The organism is Paenibacillus sp. S-12 (genome assembly GCF_030363895.1).
Lineage (GTDB): Bacteria > Bacillota > Bacilli > Paenibacillales > Paenibacillaceae > Paenibacillus_B > Paenibacillus_B alvei.
In genome coordinates this window covers 120,728-141,710 of record NZ_JASIUF010000021.1, presented here as the reverse complement: position 1 = coordinate 141,710, position 20,983 = coordinate 120,728, and the positions used below count along the sequence as shown (strand labels likewise).

The 20,983-nt window shown below is 44.8% G+C and carries 15 protein-coding genes; all 15 read left to right on the top strand.

The features are described 5' to 3' along the window. On the top strand, window positions 1-1,072 hold a 1,072-nt coding region (spoIID, locus tag NO352_RS20025; RefSeq protein ID WP_483311853.1), incomplete at its 5' end, for a stage II sporulation protein D. Window positions 1,073-1,331: 259 nt separating this feature from the next. Continuing rightward, complete coding sequence (locus NO352_RS20020) at window positions 1,332-2,030, top strand: peptidoglycan DD-metalloendopeptidase family protein (RefSeq protein WP_412071032.1); 699 nt, start codon at window positions 1,332-1,334, stop codon at window positions 2,028-2,030. A 355-nt stretch (window positions 2,031-2,385) separates the two neighbouring features. Then, complete coding sequence (gene spoIIID / locus NO352_RS20015) at window positions 2,386-2,673, top strand: sporulation transcriptional regulator SpoIIID (protein WP_021257153.1); 288 nt, start codon at window positions 2,386-2,388, stop codon at window positions 2,671-2,673. Between the two features lie 168 nt (window positions 2,674-2,841). Beyond that, a complete protein-coding gene (gene mreB / locus NO352_RS20010) occupies window positions 2,842-3,840 on the top strand; it encodes a rod shape-determining protein (protein ID WP_005544792.1) in 999 nt (332 codons plus the stop codon). A 45-nt stretch (window positions 3,841-3,885) separates the two neighbouring features. After that, window positions 3,886-4,767, top strand: coding sequence for a flagellar hook-basal body protein (locus tag NO352_RS20005; RefSeq protein WP_163978476.1), 882 nt, complete (start codon window positions 3,886-3,888; stop codon window positions 4,765-4,767). 23 nt (window positions 4,768-4,790) lie between these two features. Further along, window positions 4,791-5,615, top strand: a complete 825-nt coding sequence (locus NO352_RS20000; protein ID WP_005544788.1) for a flagellar hook-basal body protein — start codon at window positions 4,791-4,793, stop codon at window positions 5,613-5,615. Between the two features lie 17 nt (window positions 5,616-5,632). Beyond that, the gene (locus NO352_RS19995) at window positions 5,633-6,094 is read left to right on the top strand and encodes a DNA-directed RNA polymerase subunit beta (protein ID WP_005544787.1); all 462 of its coding nucleotides are present in this window, start codon (window positions 5,633-5,635) and stop codon (window positions 6,092-6,094) included. A 185-nt stretch (window positions 6,095-6,279) separates the two neighbouring features. Beyond that, window positions 6,280-6,819 (top strand): CDP-alcohol phosphatidyltransferase family protein, encoded by a 540-nt coding sequence (locus NO352_RS19990; RefSeq protein WP_005544785.1) that lies wholly within the window; start codon window positions 6,280-6,282, stop codon window positions 6,817-6,819. A gap of 282 nt (window positions 6,820-7,101) precedes the next feature. Beyond that, window positions 7,102-7,533, top strand: a complete 432-nt coding sequence (fabZ, locus tag NO352_RS19985; protein WP_005544783.1) for a 3-hydroxyacyl-ACP dehydratase FabZ — start codon at window positions 7,102-7,104, stop codon at window positions 7,531-7,533. A 192-nt stretch (window positions 7,534-7,725) separates the two neighbouring features. After that, window positions 7,726-9,732, top strand: coding sequence for a DUF5693 family protein (locus tag NO352_RS19980; RefSeq protein ID WP_289356621.1), 2,007 nt, complete (start codon window positions 7,726-7,728; stop codon window positions 9,730-9,732). Then, window positions 9,708-10,898, top strand: a complete 1,191-nt coding sequence (gene csaB, locus NO352_RS19975) for a polysaccharide pyruvyl transferase CsaB (RefSeq protein WP_268599095.1) — start codon at window positions 9,708-9,710, stop codon at window positions 10,896-10,898. The genes NO352_RS19980 and csaB overlap by 25 nt, the downstream gene beginning before the upstream one ends. A 13-nt stretch (window positions 10,899-10,911) precedes the next feature. After that, entirely contained in the window at window positions 10,912-11,670 is a 759-nt protein-coding gene (locus NO352_RS19970) for a WecB/TagA/CpsF family glycosyltransferase (RefSeq protein ID WP_005544777.1), read from the top strand. A gap of 114 nt (window positions 11,671-11,784) precedes the next feature. Next, window positions 11,785-12,918, top strand: coding sequence for an MraY family glycosyltransferase (locus NO352_RS19965; protein WP_005544775.1), 1,134 nt, complete (start codon window positions 11,785-11,787; stop codon window positions 12,916-12,918). 360 nt (window positions 12,919-13,278) lie between these two features. Further along, a complete protein-coding gene (locus NO352_RS19960) occupies window positions 13,279-17,286 on the top strand; it encodes an S-layer homology domain-containing protein (RefSeq protein ID WP_197266819.1) in 4,008 nt (1,335 codons plus the stop codon). A gap of 611 nt (window positions 17,287-17,897) precedes the next feature. After that, complete coding sequence (locus NO352_RS19955) at window positions 17,898-20,918, top strand: S-layer glycoprotein (RefSeq protein WP_289356620.1); 3,021 nt, start codon at window positions 17,898-17,900, stop codon at window positions 20,916-20,918. The last annotated feature ends 65 nt before the right edge of the window (window positions 20,919-20,983 follow it).

The following is a 20,983-nucleotide window of genomic DNA, read 5'->3' as shown; positions in this document are numbered from 1 at the left end:
CCCCCGGCCGCTGCTAGCGCGCACCGCCCTATGGGCGGGCGCGCTTATCGCGCTCGCGCTGCTCGTGCCGCTCCTGCTGGTGCAAGAGCACCAGCAGGAGAAGGGCACGAGCGTGCGCAGCGAGCGCACGGCGCCGCAGGCGCAAAAGGAGTCGCCAGGCATAGCGGCGGCGCAGCCCATGGTGCGCGTGTACCTGAGCGGCACGCGCCAAATTGAGAGCATCGCGCTGGAGCAGTACGTGCGCGGCGTCCTGGCGGCAGAGATGCCGAGCAGCTTCGAGCTCGAAGCGCTCAAGGCGCAAGCGATAGCCGCCCGCACGTACATCATGCGCCGCTTGCTGGCGAAGGATGCAAGCGGCACACCAGAGGGGGCCGACGTGACAAACACCGTCGCCCATCAGGCTTACAAGCCGCTCGCGGAGATGAAGCGGCTGCCGAAGGATGCCGCGGCGAAGCTGAGCCGCGCCGTGGAAGAGACGAAGGATCTCATTATTACGTATGAGGGTAAACCGATTATGGCTGCCTTTTTCTCGACAAGCAATGGATATACCGAAAATGCAGAGGATTACTGGGGGAGCCCGATCCCATACTTAAAAAGTGTGCCGAGTCCTTGGGACGAGCGGGTCGCTCCGAAATATGCGGAACGCACTACTTTTCAAATGAATAACCTGCTGTCAGAGCTTGGGGTATCGGTACAAGCATTGAAGCTGAAATCAGATGGTGGAACAACTGGCAAGACAGCTTCCATTCAAGGGATTGGGAATCAGCTTCGCATTGTATCTCGAACGGTTGGCAAGCGGGTGCGTCAGGTTCAGATTGGATCAGAACATTTTACAGGACGAGAGATTCGAGAGAAGCTTGGACTGCGATCAAGCGCATTCGATTGGAGTGTAGACAATGACAAGTTGGTCATTACCACATATGGATTCGGGCATGGCGTAGGCATGAGCCAGTATGGGGCGCAGGGGATGGCCAAGGAAGGCGCGACAGCCGAGCAAATTGTAACCTACTATTATAATGATGTGAAACTGGACAAAGCTTCGAAGTTAGCAGCAGGCCGGCTGAGAAACTGAGCTGCATTACAGGGATTCGCCGCTGGGCAGAGGCGATACGAGCCATTCTCAGAAGGGAGCTAGACTAGGCTTTCTAGCCCTGCTAGCTTCATATCTTAAAAATTAGCATTTCTACGTATAAAAGTACTAGCCTCGGTAACAATGGTTACTGAGGTGATCACAAATGAGTGAACAAAACCAAAATCAAAACTCAAAAAACAAATCAACGATGAATACATCTACGACAAGCACAGCAAATCCGTCTGAAGCCTCCAAATCAATGCATGGGACGCAAGCGGTTCACACATCCTCATGGAGAAAGCTGTTGTCGAAGAAATGGGTATTCCCCGCTTTGTACATGGCCGCAGCAGCAATTATCCTAACTCTAGTCTGGGTCTATCAAGACTTGAACCACAAACCGCTCGACCCAAACAAGGATGCGACGCAAGCAGAGCAGACGATGAAGCAAGGCAACACAACAGCAGGAACGGCAACAGGAGCCAAGGAAGAAGCAGTCGAAGTTGTGGCAACAAACGAAACACTCGGTTGGCCGGTGGCGAACGCTGGGGATGTAGATGTCGTTATGCCGTACTATGACGAGAAGGCTTCCAAGGAAGAACAGGCCGCGGCAATGGTGCAGTACAAGCAAACGTTTACGCCGAATGTAGGTATCGACTTGGCACGCAAGGACAAGCAGACATTTGATGTGCTGGCAGCTATGAGTGGTAAAGTAACACGTGCCGAGCAGCATTCAACGAATGGATTTGTCGTAGAGCTGGATCATGGCAATGGCATGAAGACGGTCTATCAAAGCTTGGCTGATGTGAAAGTGAAGCTTGGCGATACCGTGAAGAAGGGTGACGCGCTTGCCTCTGCAGGCCGCAGCGAACTAGAGAAGGAACTGGGCGTTCATGTTCACTTTGAAGTGTACAATGAGAACAAGCCAGTCAACCCGACATCGGTTCTGGTTAAAAACTAATACGGTTGAACTGGTAACAACGGGCGAATGTCTTTAGGACATTTGCCCGTTTTTATATTTTTGGTCGGGGAGGAAATCGCATCAGAAATGATCGCTTTTCGAAAAAAATTTTTTGCTCGTTTGAATTTGGATATGAACCATCTCGTCCACAATTTTGAAAGCATCAGAAATACCGCTTTGACTAAGCTTTTTTTCCTGCCTTTTCTTCGGATAGGTGATTCCGTTATCCATCTTGTCCACTGTCAGCCTTGGCAAAAATATTGGCTAAGCCAAGCTTGTCAGGCTTGGTTATAACGCATAAGTGTGCGACCCCCTCATATAATGTACCAATTAAACCGAGTAGGGAGGCGGGAACGTGCACGACTACATCAAAGAACGGACCATCAAAATCGGCCGCTGCATCGTCGAAACGAAGCATACGGTTCGTACTATCGCCAAAGAGTTCGGCGTGTCCAAAAGCACGGTGCACAAAGATTTGACCGAACGGCTGCCTGAGATCAACCCCGATTTGGCTGATCAGGTGAAGCACATTCTCGAATATCATAAGTCCGTTCGTCACTTGCGTGGTGGGGAAGCAACGAAGATAAAATATAAGAAAACCACTTCAAAAAAACGTGAGGTGATGACGGCCGGTAAATCCTAACCCCCCACCCCATTCCAATAACTTTTTAAAATGTGAGCTGCCTTCCAATCTGTCATTGAACGTAGCAGAGAAAGTATGATATGGTAAACGATGAGTAAATATTTTGCAGAAAACGGTCGTAATTTCTCGATTTGGACATGAAAAATGAATGTGGAGGCTCTCGAACTTATGCTTAGCAAGGATATTGGAATCGACTTGGGAACGGCGAACGTTCTCATCCATGTCAAGGGGAAGGGGGTCGTCTTGAACGAGCCTTCGGTTGTAGCAATCGAAAGCGATTCAAAGCGAGTCCTCGCCGTGGGTGAAGAAGCCCACAGAATGGTTGGACGGACACCGGGTAATATTGTCCCTATACGCCCGCTTAGAGACGGAGTCATTGCTGACTTCGAGGTAACGGAAGCAATGCTGAAGCACTTTATTTCACGTGTCGGCGGTCGCAAATGGTACTCGCATCCACGAATTCTAATTTGCGCGCCGACGAACATTACTTCTGTTGAACAGAAGGCAATTCGTGAAGCGGCTGAGAAGAGCGGTGCCAAGGATGTTTTCTTGGAAGAAGAACCGAAGGCGGCGGCAATTGGCGCAGGGATGGATATTTTCCAACCAAGCGGCAATATGGTTGTTGACATCGGCGGCGGAACGACAGACGTGGCGGTATTGTCCATGGGAGACATCGTTACCGCCTCTTCTATTAAAATTGCTGGGGACAAGTTCGACAGCTCCATCATGAAATATATTAAGTCTAAGTATAAGTTGTTGATTGGGGAGCGTACATCTGAAGATATTAAGATCAACATTGGAACGGTGCGCGAAGGTGGACAACGGGAAATGGATATCCGTGGGCGTGACATGGTATCTGGCCTTCCATACACGGTTACAATCACATCCGATGAAGTTCGTGAAGCCTTGTGGGATCCAATCTCGTCGATTATCGCGGCTGCGAAATCGGTATTGGAACGGACACCGCCGGAACTGTCGGCGGATATTATCGATCGCGGCGTCATTTTGACTGGCGGCGGAGCACTTCTTGACGGATTGGACGAGCTAATGGCAGATGAACTGAAGGTACCAGTGCTTATAGCCGAAGATCCGATGCATTGTGTCGTGAAGGGTACAGGAATTATGCTGGACAATTTGGATAAGGTCGTTAAGAAATCATTCGTGTAATCCGATATACAAAGTATATGCTTTGATAGATCGGGAGGAAGCGACATGATTAGAGGGTTATATACGGCTGCATCGGGCATGATGACCCAGCAGCGGAGACATGATACGGTTACGAATAATATGACCAATATCAATACTCCTGGATACAAGTCGGTAACAGGAGCTGTACATTCATTTCCTGAAATGATGCTGTCCTTAATGGGTGGCGATCAAGGATCAGGACGAACCATTGGCCGTTTGAATACCGGTGTTTTTGCGGAAGAGAGCCGCATGCTGTTCAATCAAGGGGATCTGATGCAGACGAACCAATCCGGTGATTTTGCGCTGCTTGCAGATTTAAGTGTTCCGGGCGTTGCTTTTGACGCTTCAGGCAAAGGAAGAGATGGGCAAGGCAATGTTGTGTATAAGCCAGAAGCCTTCTTTACAGTGCGGGAAGGCAACGAGGTGCGTTTTACGCGGGATGGCCATTTTCGATTAAACGAGCGTCATGAGCTGACGACGGCAGACGGAGCGCTTGTGTTGAACCGGAATCAGGCGCCTATTGTATTGCCAGCCAATGTATCTCTGGATGATGTAAAGGTTAATGATGCAGGGAGAATGTACAATGTACATACAGGAACTCCGATAGTGGGAGCAGATCTGCTCGTTTCTCGCATTGAGAACCCGAATATGTTGATTCGAACAGGTAATGGGCGTTTCCGCCTAGATGCAGCGGGCGCTGGCCAAGCAACTGCGATCGCATGGACAGCGGAAGATCAGAAGCAGGTGCAAGTACAGCAAGGTTATCTAGAACGTTCCAATGTAGATCCGACCCAATCGATGGCGGACATGATGACGGCCTTCCGTGCCTATGAGGCGAATCAGAAAGTCGTACAATTCTATGATAAGACGCTGGACAAGACGGTCAATGAGGTAGGGCGCGTCTAAGCGCTTAGAATAGGAGGAACGATATGAACCAGTCTATGATTTCTGCAGCTACGTCCATGAATGGCATTCAGCGTAAGCTGGATATCGTCGCAGACAATATGGCGAATTTGAATACAAATGGTTATAAGCGCAAGTCCGCTACATTTGCCGATGTACTTACAAATGTAAGACAACATGATAAAGATTACCGTCAGCCAGGAAGAGCAACTCCAATGGGATACACGCTTGGCTACGGGGCACGATTGACTGCAATGGGCCGTGATTTCTCACAAGGTTCACTAAAGCAGACGGGTGTGAGCACTGACTTTGCGCTTGAAGGCAATGCGCTATTCGAGATCGGACTGACGAATGGTCAGTCTGCTTGGATACGAGAAGGAGCCTTCCATTATACGATAGATCCGGCTTCGAATGAAAAGGTGCTGGTAACGGCCCAAGGCGATAAGGTATTAGATAAAGACGGTGCAGAGATTCGAATTGCTCCGGATCAAGAGATACAGGTGAATGACAAGGGGCAAGTATTCGTGACGAAGAATGGCATAGTGGCGATTCCAAATCCGATTGCTACGCTGAAGGTTGTGAAGCCAATCAGCCCAGAGCTCCTGACACAGACAGAGAACAATTATTACGTAATGGCCCCTAACATGAACCGAAATGCAGTCGTTGAGGATCTTGATCTGACGGAAAATCAAACGGTTCACGTTCGACAAGGTATGATTGAGCAATCGAATGTATCGCTGATCGATGAGATGAACGATTTAATTCAAGCGCAGCGTGCGTATCAGATGTCCGCTCGTGCATTGACTTCCGGAGACGCGATGTGGGGGCTGGCGAATAACCTTCGCGCGTAAACGAAGCGGGTGAGATAATGAGTGACCAAGAAGAGAAAAACAAGAAGCTGCTCGATTATGAGTATGAGCCGCTGCAACAGGATATATCGTTAGCGCGTCTGCATCGTCCTCATTCCAGCTCCGAACACGAGGACGGGGAGACGAAGGTGAAGACCGAAACCGACGATCATTTAGAGTTGCCGGTAGCTGGCAAGCCTGCTCAGCAGCCTGTATTCGAAGAGCGGCGCAAGCAGCGTCTGCGCAAGGGCAAGGAGGCTGCTCAGACAGCCTCTGAGCAAGAGCCGGAACCTAAGCAGGAACCGGTTCGCCATTCTAAGGCAGGCAAGTGGATTTTTCGACTGGCCATTGTCCCACTATTATGCGTGCTAGCTACGTTCGGCGGAATGGTAGCCGGATTTGTCGTGCTAGGCAAGGGTTCTGTTGCAGATGCACTGAACGTCAATACATGGACACATTTGTTCCAACTTGTGTTCGGTTAAGGGAATCCCCACTTTGTGGGGATTTTTTTGTGCGTAAGGCGAAGGAAAAGAAGAAGGCAGTGATCGATTATTTCTTGAGGGGCTTTTGACCTCCTGTACCAGGCTATAAAGTTTCATTTTTGTTTTGGGGCATGTATAATGAGTTGGAGGAACATTGAAAATGGGGGGAACTGGGGGTTTTGAGGTTGAATTTACCGAATATGTTAACGATGTTTCGATTCGTTCTCATCCCCGTTTATATGGCTTTGTTCTTCATCGGTGAGCGGTACGCTGCATTCGGTGTCTGGCTGCTGGCCGGACTGACTGATATTATGGACGGGTATATCGCACGCAAGTATAATTTAGTAACGAATATCGGCATGATGCTGGATCCATTGGCAGATAAGCTAATGATGTTGACCGTCATGTTTTCTTTGCTGTGGTCTGGAGATATGCCCTGGACGGCTGCGGTAGCGATGCTGATTCGTGATGCAGGAATGATTGCGTGCTCAGCTTTATTTCATTTTAAAGGAAAGAAAACAGTTCCAGCTAATTGGATGGGGAAATTGACGACAGTCTTCTATTATATCGCGATTCTATTCGTCTACTTCCAATGGAATTATGCAGTCCAACTGTTATGGGCGGTAATCCTATTTTCATTTATCACATCGTTTATGTACGCGCTCTTGTTTATTCGAATTAATCGCAAGATAGAAGTCGAAAATGAGATCTCAAATCGTTTGTGAGGGGAATAGGTTTGTTGACTGTGAAGGGTTGAAAATCTTTACATTGGCTACGGCTTGTTATGATGTGCTATGGGGTCATGTAAGGAGGGCAACTTATGTTGCAGCAGAATGACATTGATAGAAGTTGTGCATTCTGATTTTAAGAAGAGAGCCCCTCTGACAGCAATAGCTGTAAGAGGAGCCCCTTATCTCAACCTTCAAGCCTGCAGTCATGAAGGATGATCTTAGTTATTGACGTATAGCTGCCGTAATATACGTATAGGAAGAGAGGAGTAAGTCACCATGTTATCCATTGAACAAATTCAGGAAATTATTCCGCATCGTTATCCATTCCTGCTCGTTGATCGCATTCTTGAAGTAGAAGAAGGTAAACGTGCCGTCGGAATTAAGAATGTAACGATGAACGAACCGCATTTTGCAGGCCACTTTCCAGGTTATCCGGTTATGCCGGGAGTTCTGATTGTTGAAGCGCTTGCACAGGTAGGTGCGGTTGCTATGTTGAAAATGGAGCAGAATCAAGGGAAGCTTGCCTTTTTTGCTGGAATTGATAATTTCCGTTTTCGTGGTCAAGTCGTGCCGGGTGACACACTGACACTAACAGTAGAAATCACACGATTGAAGGGTACGATTGGGAAAGGACAGGCAACAGCAAAGGTAGGAGATAAGGTCGTAGCTGAAGGTGAATTGATGTTTGCATTGTCGGATCGAGAATAGAATACAAATTACGCGGGTTTTGTTGCAATGAATGAAGCGCAGTTCGGTTATTCTAAGGATAGCTGCAGCTGATGATTAGATGCGTGTCGGCCGTGTCGAATAGACTCGGAACTCATCGAACAATCGAAGCATGCCACAATATTGCGGTGACTCGCGTACAACGTATTCGGAATGGCTTAAGGAGGGAAACAAGTGTTTCAACAGGTAGAGAAATGGAACCGACATATGAAAAAATGGCTATGGCTCGTAGCTATTGTCGGATTAGTAGCCGCTATTCCAGTAGCCGTGCAGCGGGTACAGACAGAGCAGTCGGCGAACAAGGTTGAAATTGTATTCAATTATCGTAATTTGGTTGATATGTCTGGGCTAATGGCTAAGCCAAATGAGTTTATCGATGAGCAGTTGGGACGGCTAAAAGATGCTGGCGTGCACACGATGGCGCTGTTCGAGAGTAATTTGTCGGACTTGAAGTCAGCACGCAAAGTGTTGATTTATAATTCCAACGATGCGGCAACTTTGCAAAAGAAGCTCCCGCCATTAAATGAGAATTATACATATCTTTTGTTCACATCAGCTGAGAATGAACAGAAGCTTTCTCCGATGATTGAGAAGACTTTTCTTCGTTTGGGTGTAGAGGTTCGCGCGTGGCAGTTCGAGGGACGCAATGGATTGATTTTGGAAACTCCAGTTGAATCCGCAGTGATGAAATCGATGCCGCAGGATCCAATCACGATTCAGATGCTGGTGGATAAAGGATTTGCCATTATGCCGCGTTTGTCCGACAGCTCGGAGTATGATCAGGAGCAAATGGATGAACTGCTGCAATATTATAATTCTTTAGGTGTGACTCGCATTTTGTTCGATGGGGATGCGGTTAAAGGCTTTAATGATGATCCAGAGAAAAATAGTTTGGCGGGATTTGCTGATCTGTTGAATAAGCACAACATTGGGATTGCTGCCATTGAAGGCTTGAAAAAGCCGCAGCAGGGCATGAACAAGCTGGCTTATTTGACGAAATATAATGTGGTACGTTTGCATTCGATTAATGATCAGGAATCGTTCAATGATATTGATGTGTTGGCTGATCGTTTCTCACTTGCGACGAAGGATCGCAATATTCGTATGATTTATTTGAACTCAGCTGTTAAGAAAGATGTAAAGAAGTCTGAAATTGTGACTTCGATAGATAATTTGATTCACACCTTGAAGGCACCTGGGGATGCAGTTGCATCGATTGAAAAGAATGGATTTACATTGGGCACTGCGGAGCCATTTACGGTTTACGATGCTTCCTGGCAGAAAATTGCGAAAATCATTGTCGTTATTAGCAGTGTAGCGTTGATCGCGCTGATGATCTCTTATTTTGTACCGTATGTCATGCTTCCAGCTTTCGTGCTTGGCTTAATCGGAAGCGCAGGAATGTATGTTTTGAAACCTGCCTTGTTTGAGCAATTGCTTGCACTTATGGTTGCCATAAGCGCGCCGACGATCGCTATGGTGCTTGCCGTTCGGAGAGTAGATATGAGCCCTTCGATCGTCAACTTTAAGGTACGATTCAGCAAATCGGTTGGGCTGTTCTTACGTACAACGTTATTGTCGTTGATGGCTATCCCATTCGTGATTGCATTGCTTAACAATATTTCGTACAGTCTTGTATTGAATCAATTCCGCGGAGTCAGCTTGCTGCACTTCGTTCCAATTGGCCTTACTGCTTTGTATATCTTCCTCTACCGTGGAGATTCCGTAGTGAAGGAAGTCAATCGCTGGCTCAAAATGCCGATTACGGTGTTGTGGGTCATTGCGGCAGGCGTCGCGGGCGTAGTGGGGTTGTACTACCTATCCCGTACGGGGAATGCGGGAACTGTTTCTTCCTTTGAAAAATCGTTCCGCTCTCTGCTTGAGAATACGTTAGGGGTTCGACCTCGAAATAAAGAATTTTTGATGGCGCATCCTTTATTCTTGGTTGCAGCATTTGCAGCTTACCGTTATCGGATTGCTTTGTATGCGTTCATCATTGCGGTTATCGGCCAATTGTCTATGGTAGATACATTCGCGCATATCCATACGCCAGTCATGATTTCGTTGATTCGTACGCTTCTTGGACTTGGTCTGGGGCTCGTTATCGGAATCATTGGCATTTTCGTGTGGACTATCATTGAAAGGTGTTGGGATGCATGGCGTCCAAAGCTACAAGAATAGTACTTTCCGGATATTACGGATTCAATAATAGTGGTGACGAGGCGGTTCTATTGTCAATTTTGACTGCCTTGGAACGCGCTGGTAACGAAGCCGGCACGGCAATCGAGCCAGTTGTATTATCGGGTGATCCAGAAACGACATCTCGGTTATATGGGGTACAAGCTGTTCATCGAATGAAGCCCGGGGCCCTGCTCGGTGCGATTCGCAGCAGCGATGCCTTGATTAGCGGCGGTGGCAGCCTGCTTCAGGATGCCACCAGTTCAAAGACGATTCCTTATTACTTGGGCGTATTGAAACTTGCACAGTGGTTCCGCAAGCCGACATTCATTTATTCGCAAGGAGTTGGGCCTGTCAATCGCGAGTCCTTCTATCCGTACATTCGCCATGTATTTAGCCGTGCAGCGTATGTTTCGGTACGTGATCGTGAGTCTGCAGAACTGTTAATGCGAATGGGAATAGGGCAAGATAATATCCACGTCGTACCTGATCCAGTGATGGGTCTTCGGTTGCCGGCATCTCAAGGTGAGAAATCCGAACTTGATGACGGAAAAGGATTTGATGAGGCAGGACGACCTTATGTGGGCGTGTCCCTCCGGTTTTGGAATCAGGATCGCTCTGATATGGATTCGATTGTCGATATGCTGCTTCAGTTAAGTCAAATGCAGAATGTCCATCTTCGGTTCTTGCCTTTCCATGGCGCAAGTGATGAAGAAGCTTCCCGTTATGTCATGAAGAAGCTGGAGACTATGGTGCCGGAGGCAGATGGATTGTGCGGTGGCCAATCTGCAAATGCTACAGAGGCTGGCTCGGTGATGAGCTTATGCGCTCCGCTTGAGCACCCTCAAACGATGCTGCGGGAAGTAAGTCAATGCCGGGTGCTGGTTGGAATGCGATTGCATTCCCTCATTTATGCGGCCTCCCAAGAGGTGCCGCTTGCAGGGATTTCTTATGATCCGAAGATTGATCAGTTTCTGCATCGTCTCCATGAAAAGGCGATTGGGACGACAGCTAAGCTGGATGCGGTTCGAGCTGCATCCTATATGTGTGAGTTGCTCAATAATGTAGATGGCTGGCGCAAGGATCATAAGGAAGCAATAACTGTATTGAAGCAAGAAGCAGAACAGCCAGCGCAACAAATTGTGAAATGGCTGCGTCATAAGGCGTAAGGTGGTTTGTGATATGTTAGAAATGAAGGATGTACCTAAAGTTTCGATTTACGGCATTCCATTTTCCAAGCTGAATATGGAAGATACCGTAAAGCTTCTTGTTGATCATATTGACAATGGCCGCTCGGTTCAAGTGATTACAGCGAATCCCATCATGGTGATGGCGGCCTTGGAGAATGATAAGAATATGGCCGTAATGAAGCAAGCAGACCTGATCGTTCCGGATGGAACAGGCATTGTCTGGGCAGCTAACAAATTTGGCGATCCAGTAGTTGAACGAGTGACCGGTTTCGATCTTCTGCATGAGCTGATGAAGATGGGAGAGCTTCGCAAGTGGAAAGTATATTTGCTTGGTGCTGCCCCTGATGTAGTTCAGGCAGCGGCGGAACGGTTGCAAGAGCAGTATCCGTCCATCTCCATTGTCGGATATCGAGATGGCTTTTTTAAGAGCGATGAGGATGAAAAGGTTGTTGCACAGATCCGTGAGGCGAATCCTGACTTGCTGTTCGTTGCTCGTGGAGCTGATACGCAGGAGCCTTGGATTGCAAAATATCGTCATCAGCTTCAAGTTCCTTTTATGATGGGTGTCGGAGGCAGCTTCGATGTCATATCAGGAAAGGCTAAGCGAGCGCCAATGTGGGTACAGAAGCTGCGTATTGAATGGCTGTATCGTCTAGCCAAGGAGCCAAAGCGCTTCATGCGAATGCTGGCACTGCCTAAATTTGCATGGAAAGTGATGCGGGATAAAGATAAGCCCACAAAAGTGCAGTAAAATGACGTATAATCTTTCATTTTCGTAAGTTTTCACATGAATCCGGCATTGGTGTTTCCATTTTGAACGGAGTATAATTCGATCCGGTAACATAAATGGGGGTTGAAACTACCGATGATGACCGTATACGCAATTGGTGGCTGCTTGGCAGCACTGCTGCTTGCCACTGGATTAACACCTTTAGTGAAGAAGTTTGCGATCAAAGTAGGTGCGGTCGACGTACCGAATGCGCGGAAAGTGCATACACGCATCATGCCCCGCATGGGTGGTTTGGCTATTTTTGCGGCGTTTGTAATTACGCTGCTTGGACTTATGCTTTTTATCCCTGATACACTGCTTGGTTCATCGCGAGATGCGAATCTTGTGAAGGCGCTGCTTGCCGGAGGTTCCATCATTATTCTGATTGGTGCGCTGGATGATCGTGTTGAACTGTCTGCGAAAGCAAAGCTGCTCGGTCAGATTGTTGCTGCGTGTGTCGTGGTATTCGGATTTGATTTAACTGTAGATTTTGTAAATGTGCCGTTTGGCGATAAATATTTATTTATTGAAACATGGATTGCAATTCCGCTTACGATCTTTTGGATCGTTGGTGTAACGAACGCCATTAACTTGATTGATGGCTTGGACGGACTGGCAGCTGGGGTATCCGGCATTGCCATTGCCACGATACTGGTCATGGCCATTTTTATGGGCAACCCCGTAATTATTTTGCTCTGCGCCGTCTTACTTGGAAGCATTATTGGATTTTTGTTCTTTAACTTCCATCCGGCGAAGATCTTTATGGGGGACTCTGGTTCCTTGTTCTTAGGCTTTAGCTTGGCAGTTCTATCTATGCTGGGCTTTAAGCAAATTGCGATTATGTCGTTCATTACACCATTGCTTATTATTGGTGTGCCGCTGTCGGATACATTCTTTGCGATTGTACGCCGCTGGCTGCAAAAGAAGCCGATATTCGCACCAGACAAAGGGCACTTGCACCATTGCCTGCGCGAATTGGGCTTCAGCCATCGGAAGACAGTGCTCATCATCTACGGTATCGCTGCATTCTTCGGATTGCTAGCTGTAATCCAATCTGTTGCCGCATCGAATGATGCGAACTGGGTAACTTTGGTCGTCATCTGCGTCCTGCTCGTATCGCTCCAGCTTGGGGCTGAAGTGATTGGTATCGTAAGCAAGACGAGAAAACCGATGCTGAACGTATTGCATCGCTTACGCATGAAGGTGCACGCCGAATCGCGTTCGAAATAACGATTACCACAAGTATTACATGCGGACTTTGATGAAGTAAGCTCGCTATTATATTGTATGTTGCACGCATAACCTTTGCTCTCTTAGCGGAGTCAGGCATTTAGCCTGAACTGCTTGGGGCAAAGGTTTTTTGTTATGCCCCTTTCGTTTTTTATTTCTATGGATACCTTCTCCTTTCACTTGATACCGCTCTTTGCTATAACAGACTATTTTTAATTGTCTTACAGTTCGATATGCGATACAAACTTCGGAGGATTGACTAAAATTTAGGACGAGATTAGCCGATAACAGAAGTACAAGGAAGTGTCGAGCCGATAGGGGCAACTCAAATACGGTTCTAAAACAAGGAGGCTAATAGCGTTGAAGAAACTGGTATCCATACTGTTGACGCTCGCGCTCGTCGTTACGCTCATCCCGGCTTCGCTCGGTACAGCAGTATCAACGGCATTCGCAGCAAGCGCCAACCATTTCGTATTTCCGAATGAACAGTATTCACCTACGTCTGCACGTATAACGAACAGTGAACGTGTGACGTTAGAAGGTACATTGAATGGCGTTAACGGAAATTCGATATCTTATAGCGTGTACAAGCTGAATAAAAATCCTGATCCAAACGCGACGGATAAATATTTAGTGGATCAAAACGATAAACGTGAAGGCCAAACGGCTAACATTATGATCAATGGTTCGAAAATTCAATTGTATAATTTACAGTTATACCCTGGATTGAACCAAATTACATTCAAAGGCTTGCAAGGCATGTCGGATGTGTATGACTCCATCTTTATCGAGTACCGCAATGGTCCAACGATGTACGACATGTCCGTATCCTTGGATGGGAATGTCTATAACTTGAAAGAAGATGAGTCGACAATTGTTTACTCGGATGCTTCTCAAGGTAAAAAATCGGTAAACGTCAGCATCTCCGGTAAAGCACCGAATGCGGATAAAGTCCAAATTGACGTGAACGGACGAAGCTGGTCCTTTGGTGTGTCTAAGAGCAATGACTGGACGTTCTTTGCTTCTCCAATTGCTATTGAGCAAGGCCGGAACTTAGTTAAGATTAAAGTATTTAACGGTACACAATCGGTTGAAACAACAAGAGAAGTGGCATTTTTCAATGGTGATGTAACGTTCCATGATGTTCACATGAAGGAAAATGGCGGAACAACAAAATATGATTTATCGCAAAGTCCTACGATTACTGCCAATACTAATGGTGTAATCTATGGTCGTGTTCTTATCCCTTACGATTCAACCAAAGCGAAGCCGACTAGCGTGGGTGTCGCATATGAAATGATTGAAACGGGCAGCGGTAATAAAACAAACGGAAATGCAACGAATGTGGTTGAGGTTTCCTCGAATCCAAAATTTGTGGAGTACTCATTTGAAATACCAGGCGCTGTCAAGCAAGATGTTCGTACTAACATTACTTTGACTTCAACGAACTATGCTTTGTCTACTCCTTCATTGCAGAGTATGTCCGGATTCTCCGTATTGTTGAAGGATGCAGGCAAACCATATATTTACGCAGCGAATTATTTGAGTGGATATAACAACACAATGACGCCAGGGGAAGTTGTGGCGCTGCAAGGCGGAAAGCTGGACGGTGCGCAGTTATTCTCTATGCCGGCTGCGATCCAATTTTTAGTGCCTAATGGAAGCAGTCCTAGAATTTCGATTGAATCTGTAACCGACGCATTAGGCAAAAAGCAAAATGCTAATACTTACCATTTAAATCCTACGATTGTTGCCGAGGATGTTACAGTTGAAAATATCAATGGGGTGCCGACATCCATGAGTCGGGTTGTATACCTGATTGACAAGCTGCCAAGCACAGGGAAACAGACGATTGTGTTTCGTTTGGATGGCTCTAATGAAACATATACGGCAACGGTTACTCTTTTATATGGACCTTATGTAAAATACGACGGAGCATTTGATGGCCAAAAGATTTATACGGATACAACAAATGCCCAGCGTCAAGATCAAGTCATGAAAGAATTGCAGGACTTGGCGGGTCAAATCTACAATATTGCCAACGAAGAAGAGCTTAAATACTCTGGGACAGATCAAACGGTATTTTTCAGTGTTAATAATACAACATTGGAACTGACTAAAGGCGCTTCAAATAGTCAATTCAAATTAGTAAGCCCGAAAAAGGCCTTTGATGCGTTGTATATGGGAGACAACAAAATTAAATTTGTATTCCGTTCCCAAAAATCGCATTACGAGAACACCATTACGGTAACGCTTATTCCGACGAACTTGCCGGTTATTCCAGCACCTGAGACAGACGGAATTTATCCATACAGCACAACGTACCCGGATCCGAAGCCAAATGATCCTCGCTTTGAGAAAAAAGGCAGCGTTTATTTGACTCGTGAAGCACAAATGAATGTATACGGTACGTTCGACTTTATTGATCTCGGAAAAAACAAAGCTGAAATCGAAGCAAAAATTTCTAGCCTGCGAGGAAGCGGTACGGCTAACGAGCTTCAGAATTACAAGTTAGTGATCCAATCTCCTGTTTTGAAAAACGATAAAAACCCATTAGGGAAAGTTGAGTGGACATTGGAAAATATGTTCACAGACAAAAATGGGGATACGTACAATTCAGGTGCTGTGGTTAACGGAATCTCTGTTTACTACGATAATGATAAACAATTCTTTAGCTTTATTATTAAGGGCATAAATCTTCCTGGTGATGGAACTCCTGTCGCAATGAACATGACTGTATTTAACAGTGGCGAAGGTGGTCCTCGTGCAACATATCGCCTAGAAGTTGTACCGGTAGATGTACCTTACACGATTTTGAAGCCAGCGCTTGAAAAGCGAGTGGTTAACCAAAACTTTGTTGAAGTCATTATTGACTCGCCAGGTGCAGAAAAGGTAGTTATTAATAAAATTCCAGCAGAAAAAATTATTTACTACCCAAGCTATGACAAGACACAAAAGCCGTACGAAAATGCGTATCGTGCATTTGTCGTTGGCCTTAAGGCAAATAAAGACAATAAGATCGAAATAGCTATTTCAAGAGGTAAAGATACATTCAAAAATACCATTACGGTGAAGTATGTACCTACGTCGATTCCAGGTGCTCAGTATATGGAGCCGATGAAAAAATCACATAAAGTTTTTGAAGGCATCGTAAACTTAACGTTCGAAAAAGGTGCGAATCTTGTAAGACGTGACTATAATGTGCCGCAGAACTTTAAAAACCAAGTATTTAGCGGCCATAATCTTCTGTTTGCAATTGCGAACTCGTTCGATGGAGAAGTAGACCGTCGAGAATTTGAGTACCAGCCTGCGAACTATGATTTGGCGAAAATTGAAGCAAAGAACATTTTTGAGGCGAGCTTCCCAGAGCGCTTTATTAAGGCCGGTCCGGTCATTTGGATGGATCCAGGTCAAGCGGATGACATTAAGACAGACTCAGTTTATGATCCAATTAAATATGGCGCTGAGCCATATCAATATCCAGGTTCACCAATTGAGATGTTCTATAAGCGTGACCTGCGCAATGAGCTGATCTTGTCTAAACCAGGTAAATTGATTTTGAGCTATGATAAAAATGTAACAGATGACGGTGGTCGCACAGTGAGTGTGTTCCGCTTTGATTCGGAATTGCAGCAATGGGAAAACATTGGTGGAGTCGTTGATGCGAAGAAGCATACCGTTACAGTTCCATTTACGCGCTTTGGATACTATGTAGTTGGTAAGATGTCTTACTCTTATCATGATGTGGTACAGCATCCTTACGCACGTGACTTCATTGAAACGATTTTTGCAAAAGGTGTCATGAATCCATTTGATCCGTTCTCCATGTTTGGTACAGATATGTATGTATCTCGTGGCGAATTCACTCGCATGATCGTTCGTGCGAAGGAAATTCCGTTGAACTATGACGGCAAGAAGCATTTCAATGATGTTGTAGTACCACAAGCTGATAAGATGAATACAATCAATGTGAATCAGCTGTGGGACTTCCGTTATGTAGAAACTGCTGCACGTGAAGGCATCGTCCGCGGTGTATCGCCGAATGAATTTGGCGGCGACTATTCTATTGTTCGTCAGGATGCAGCAGTCATGCTTGCGAAAGCATTGAACTTGAAGCTGGATACGAATCGTGACAAGGTTCGCAAGGATCTATTGAAGTACTTCCAAGATGCAGACAAGATTGATTACTATGCACAGCCGTCTGTTCTTGCGATAGCGAAGAAAGGCTTTATTTCGGGAGTTCCAATCGATCCTTCTGATCCGAAGAAAGGGTATGTATTCCAGCCATCTGCGAATATGCTCCGTGGCGATGCTGCCCTAATCATGGCACGCGCTATGATTGATTTGAAGAAACTGCCTAAGATGTAACACGGATTCATTAAGTACATTCACGGGTAATAAAGGGGAGAGTCGAATGCTCGGCTCTCTTCCTTTATATATAGAAGAGATACGTAGCATCTGGATCATGGATCTGGAAATAATGTAACGAATCCACCTATGATCATATTCATGGGTGATCTGTCATTCAGTGGAAAACATTGACGAGTGACTCATCGCTATGAAGGCGCTATACTAGGACATGTATTCGTTAATGCATACATATAAATGAATTCAAGTATTGCAATATGTATAGCATATCCGTGTATATGCAGTTGATGATTGTAATAAGCAAGTAAATGTTTGAAATCTGCGAAAAAATATTTAAATAATTTCACGCAGAGCGCAACTTTTTTGAAACCTGTGCGTTTAATATGATGAAGCTCGAATACAGTGGTTAAATTCATAAGTGTTCCCTGTATTTCACAAAAATATACTTTACGCTAGGCAATTGACATTGTATAATGTCTAGAGTGGTATGAGTATTTCTATTTATTTTCATTTGTTCCTAATCGATTACTAGTTTCTGTGGCATGTCCTTATGTTGCAGACTTCTTTTTAGATTACATTTCGCTCACTCTAGGAAGGGGGTGAATCGGCGAATGAGGGAAATGAACTATCAAACTTCTACGCAACAAAATCAACAAACGAAGCAATTTAGAGGAGGAGAAAAAAAGGTTATGAAGAAAAGATTGGCCCTTCTGCTTTCCGTTGCTATGGCGTTCTCTATGTTCGCAAACGTAGCTTTCGGTGCTGACGCAGCAAAAACAACTCAAGAGAAATTTGATGCTTTGAAAGAAGCTGGTGTATTCTCCGGCTATCCAGGAACTACTGACGCGAAACTTGGTCAAGATATGACTCGTGCTGAGTTCGCTAAAGTTCTTGTTAAATTGTTCGGTTTGAAAGAAATCCATGGACAATATTCTTACAAAGATAAAAACTATGATGCTAAAAACTGGGCAGCTCCATTCATCGAAGCTGTAACAGCTGAAGGCTTGATGCAAGGTAAAGATTTGACTAAAAAAATCTTTGACTTCAACGGTAAAATCACAGTTGAAGAAGCATCCAAAACTTTGGTTACTGCTTTGAAACTTGAGCCAGTTAAAGATGCTCAAAACAAAGCTACTGATTGGGCAAAAGGATACTTCGAAGCAGCAGTTAACGCTGGTTTGTTCTCCAAAGATGCTAACCCTAAAGCAAATGCAACTCGCGCTCAATTGGTAGAAGCAGCATATGCAGCTGACGAAATGTCTAAAGGTCCTAAAGTAACGTCCTACAAAGTGATCGACTCCAAAACAGTTGAATTCACTATGTCCGACAAAGAAGTTCAAAAGGTAACTTTGGATAAAGCTCTTGAGCCTAACAAAGAAACTGAAGTGACATTCACTTACAAGAACAAAGAAGGCAAAGAGTTCAAGATCACTACTAAAGTGACTTACACTATAACAGCAGCTCAAAAAATCGAGTCTGTTACAGCTGAAAACTTGAAAGAAGTAATTGTTAAATTCGACGGTTCTCTTGATAAGAAATCCGCTGAAAAAGCTGACAATTACGAAGTTAAAGATGTTAAAATTGACAGTGCGAAATTGATTGACAAAAACACTGTTTACGTTCTTCTTAAAGAAGAAGATTCTTCCACAATGAAGAACCAAAAAGAAATCGAGTTGAAAGTTAAAGGCGTTCAAAACGAAGATAAGTCCAAAACTTTCGATGAAAAAGTTAAGTTTACGCCAATGGACGTGAAAACTCCTGAAGCTAAAGAAGTTGTAGGCTTGGGTACAAAAGCATTCAAAGTAGTATTCTCCGAGCCGGTTAAGAAATCAGGCGTATTCACTACAAGCAACTATAAAGTTGACGGCAAAACAGTTAGTGCATCCGTTAAGTATGTTTATCCAAACATCGCAATCGTAAGCACTGATTTGGCTGTTGGTGAACACAAATTGACTGTCAGCAATGTTGAAGACTTCTCTGGTCTGAAAATTGCTCCAGTTGAAAAAACATTCACAATTGCTGAAGATACTACTGCTCCAGAAGTTGTATCTGCAAAAGCAAAAGATCCAATGGAATTGGAAATCGAATTTAACGAAACTGTTAAATCGATCGGCAAAATCTACCATGGAAACTCCAGCAACACTGGTGAGGTAGAAATTAAAGACAACATCGTGACTGTTAAATTCGAAAAATCCAAGGCTTTGTACTTGGGCGAAAACACAGTTCACATTGAAGGTGTAACGGATTACAGCAATAACAAAGCTAACCGTGAAGTTAAAGTTAACCCTTCTTTGGATGCTGAACGTCCAGAAGTAGAAAAAGTTGAATTGAAAAACAGTGATCATCAGATCATATTGACATTCAACAAAGAGTTGGATGCGGCTTCCGCAACTAACCGTGACAACTATATCTTGAAAGACAAAGACGGTAAATTCTTCAAGCATGATGGTGTCAACCGTAACGACGGTAAAATCTTGACAACACCTACTTACAAAAAAGACAAGAAAACCGTTACTATCGACTTGATCAAGCCTTTGGATGAGGGTGACTACATCTTAGAAGTGAATGGTGTTAAAGACAACGCATATGTTAGCAACACAATGCTTCCATTCTCTAAGAAAATCACTGCTGATGCAAAGACTAGCTCTGCTCGCGCATGGACTAACTACGACGGTAACCAAGACTACATCTACATCCAATTCCCTAAAGCGGTGAAAACGGATGGAGACGGCGATGCAACTGTTAAAGCGAAGTACACAGTATTCGGTAAGTCTTTAAATGATGATTATGAGACTCCAGTACTTGTACAACCAGATACAATCCGTATCGATGCTAAACGTGGTACTTTCTTGACTACAGAAGGTAAAGTTAAGAATCCATATTCACCAGCTGTTGTAGTTACCTTGGTAAAAGACATCAATGGTGACTGGTTCAAAGATGGTGAAAACTACAAAGTTGAAATCAAGGATCTTGGCGATGCTAAAGTAACAAAAGCTGAAGATGCTACTGTTTCTGATCGCAATGAGTTGAAAGTCAAATTGACTGGTAAACTGAATAGCGTTGATGTAAATGACTTCAGAGTTTCTACTCTTGAAGATGGATACAAAGTTCCAAACAGCTACCAACAAGATGGAAACACGTTGACATTGAAATTCAATGATAACAACAAACTTCCAGCAGACCTGTTTGGTGCTAAATTGGAAGCAATAAATGATAATTCCACAGATACATTTGGAAATCGTATTCAAAAATTTGTTGCTGATGTTAAAGGCGAAATCAGACCTGAGGCAACTGCTGTTGCAGTTAAATCTGTAACTGGTGTTACTTACGAAGCAGAAGTTACTGTGAACTCTGTAGTTTACAGCAATTTTGACGCTAACTCGTTCAAATCTTTCTTCAGTGTAGAAGTTAATGGTAAAACTGCAAACATCGATCAAATCGTTGCAGCTAAACCTGGAGACAAAACGCAAAAAACATTCAAGATTGTCTTCAAACTTCCTACAGGTATAACTGAAGTTAAGTCTGACACTACATTCCGTGTTGAGCTTAAAGAACAGGGTACTACAGTAATTCAAGACAGACAAGGTAATGCTATTAAAGACTTTTACCTTCCTGGATACTTCGTTAAGTAATTTTTAAAAAAGAAAGCCCCTTATGGGGCTTTCTTTTTTTATAAATATTAAGTTTTTAATGATTG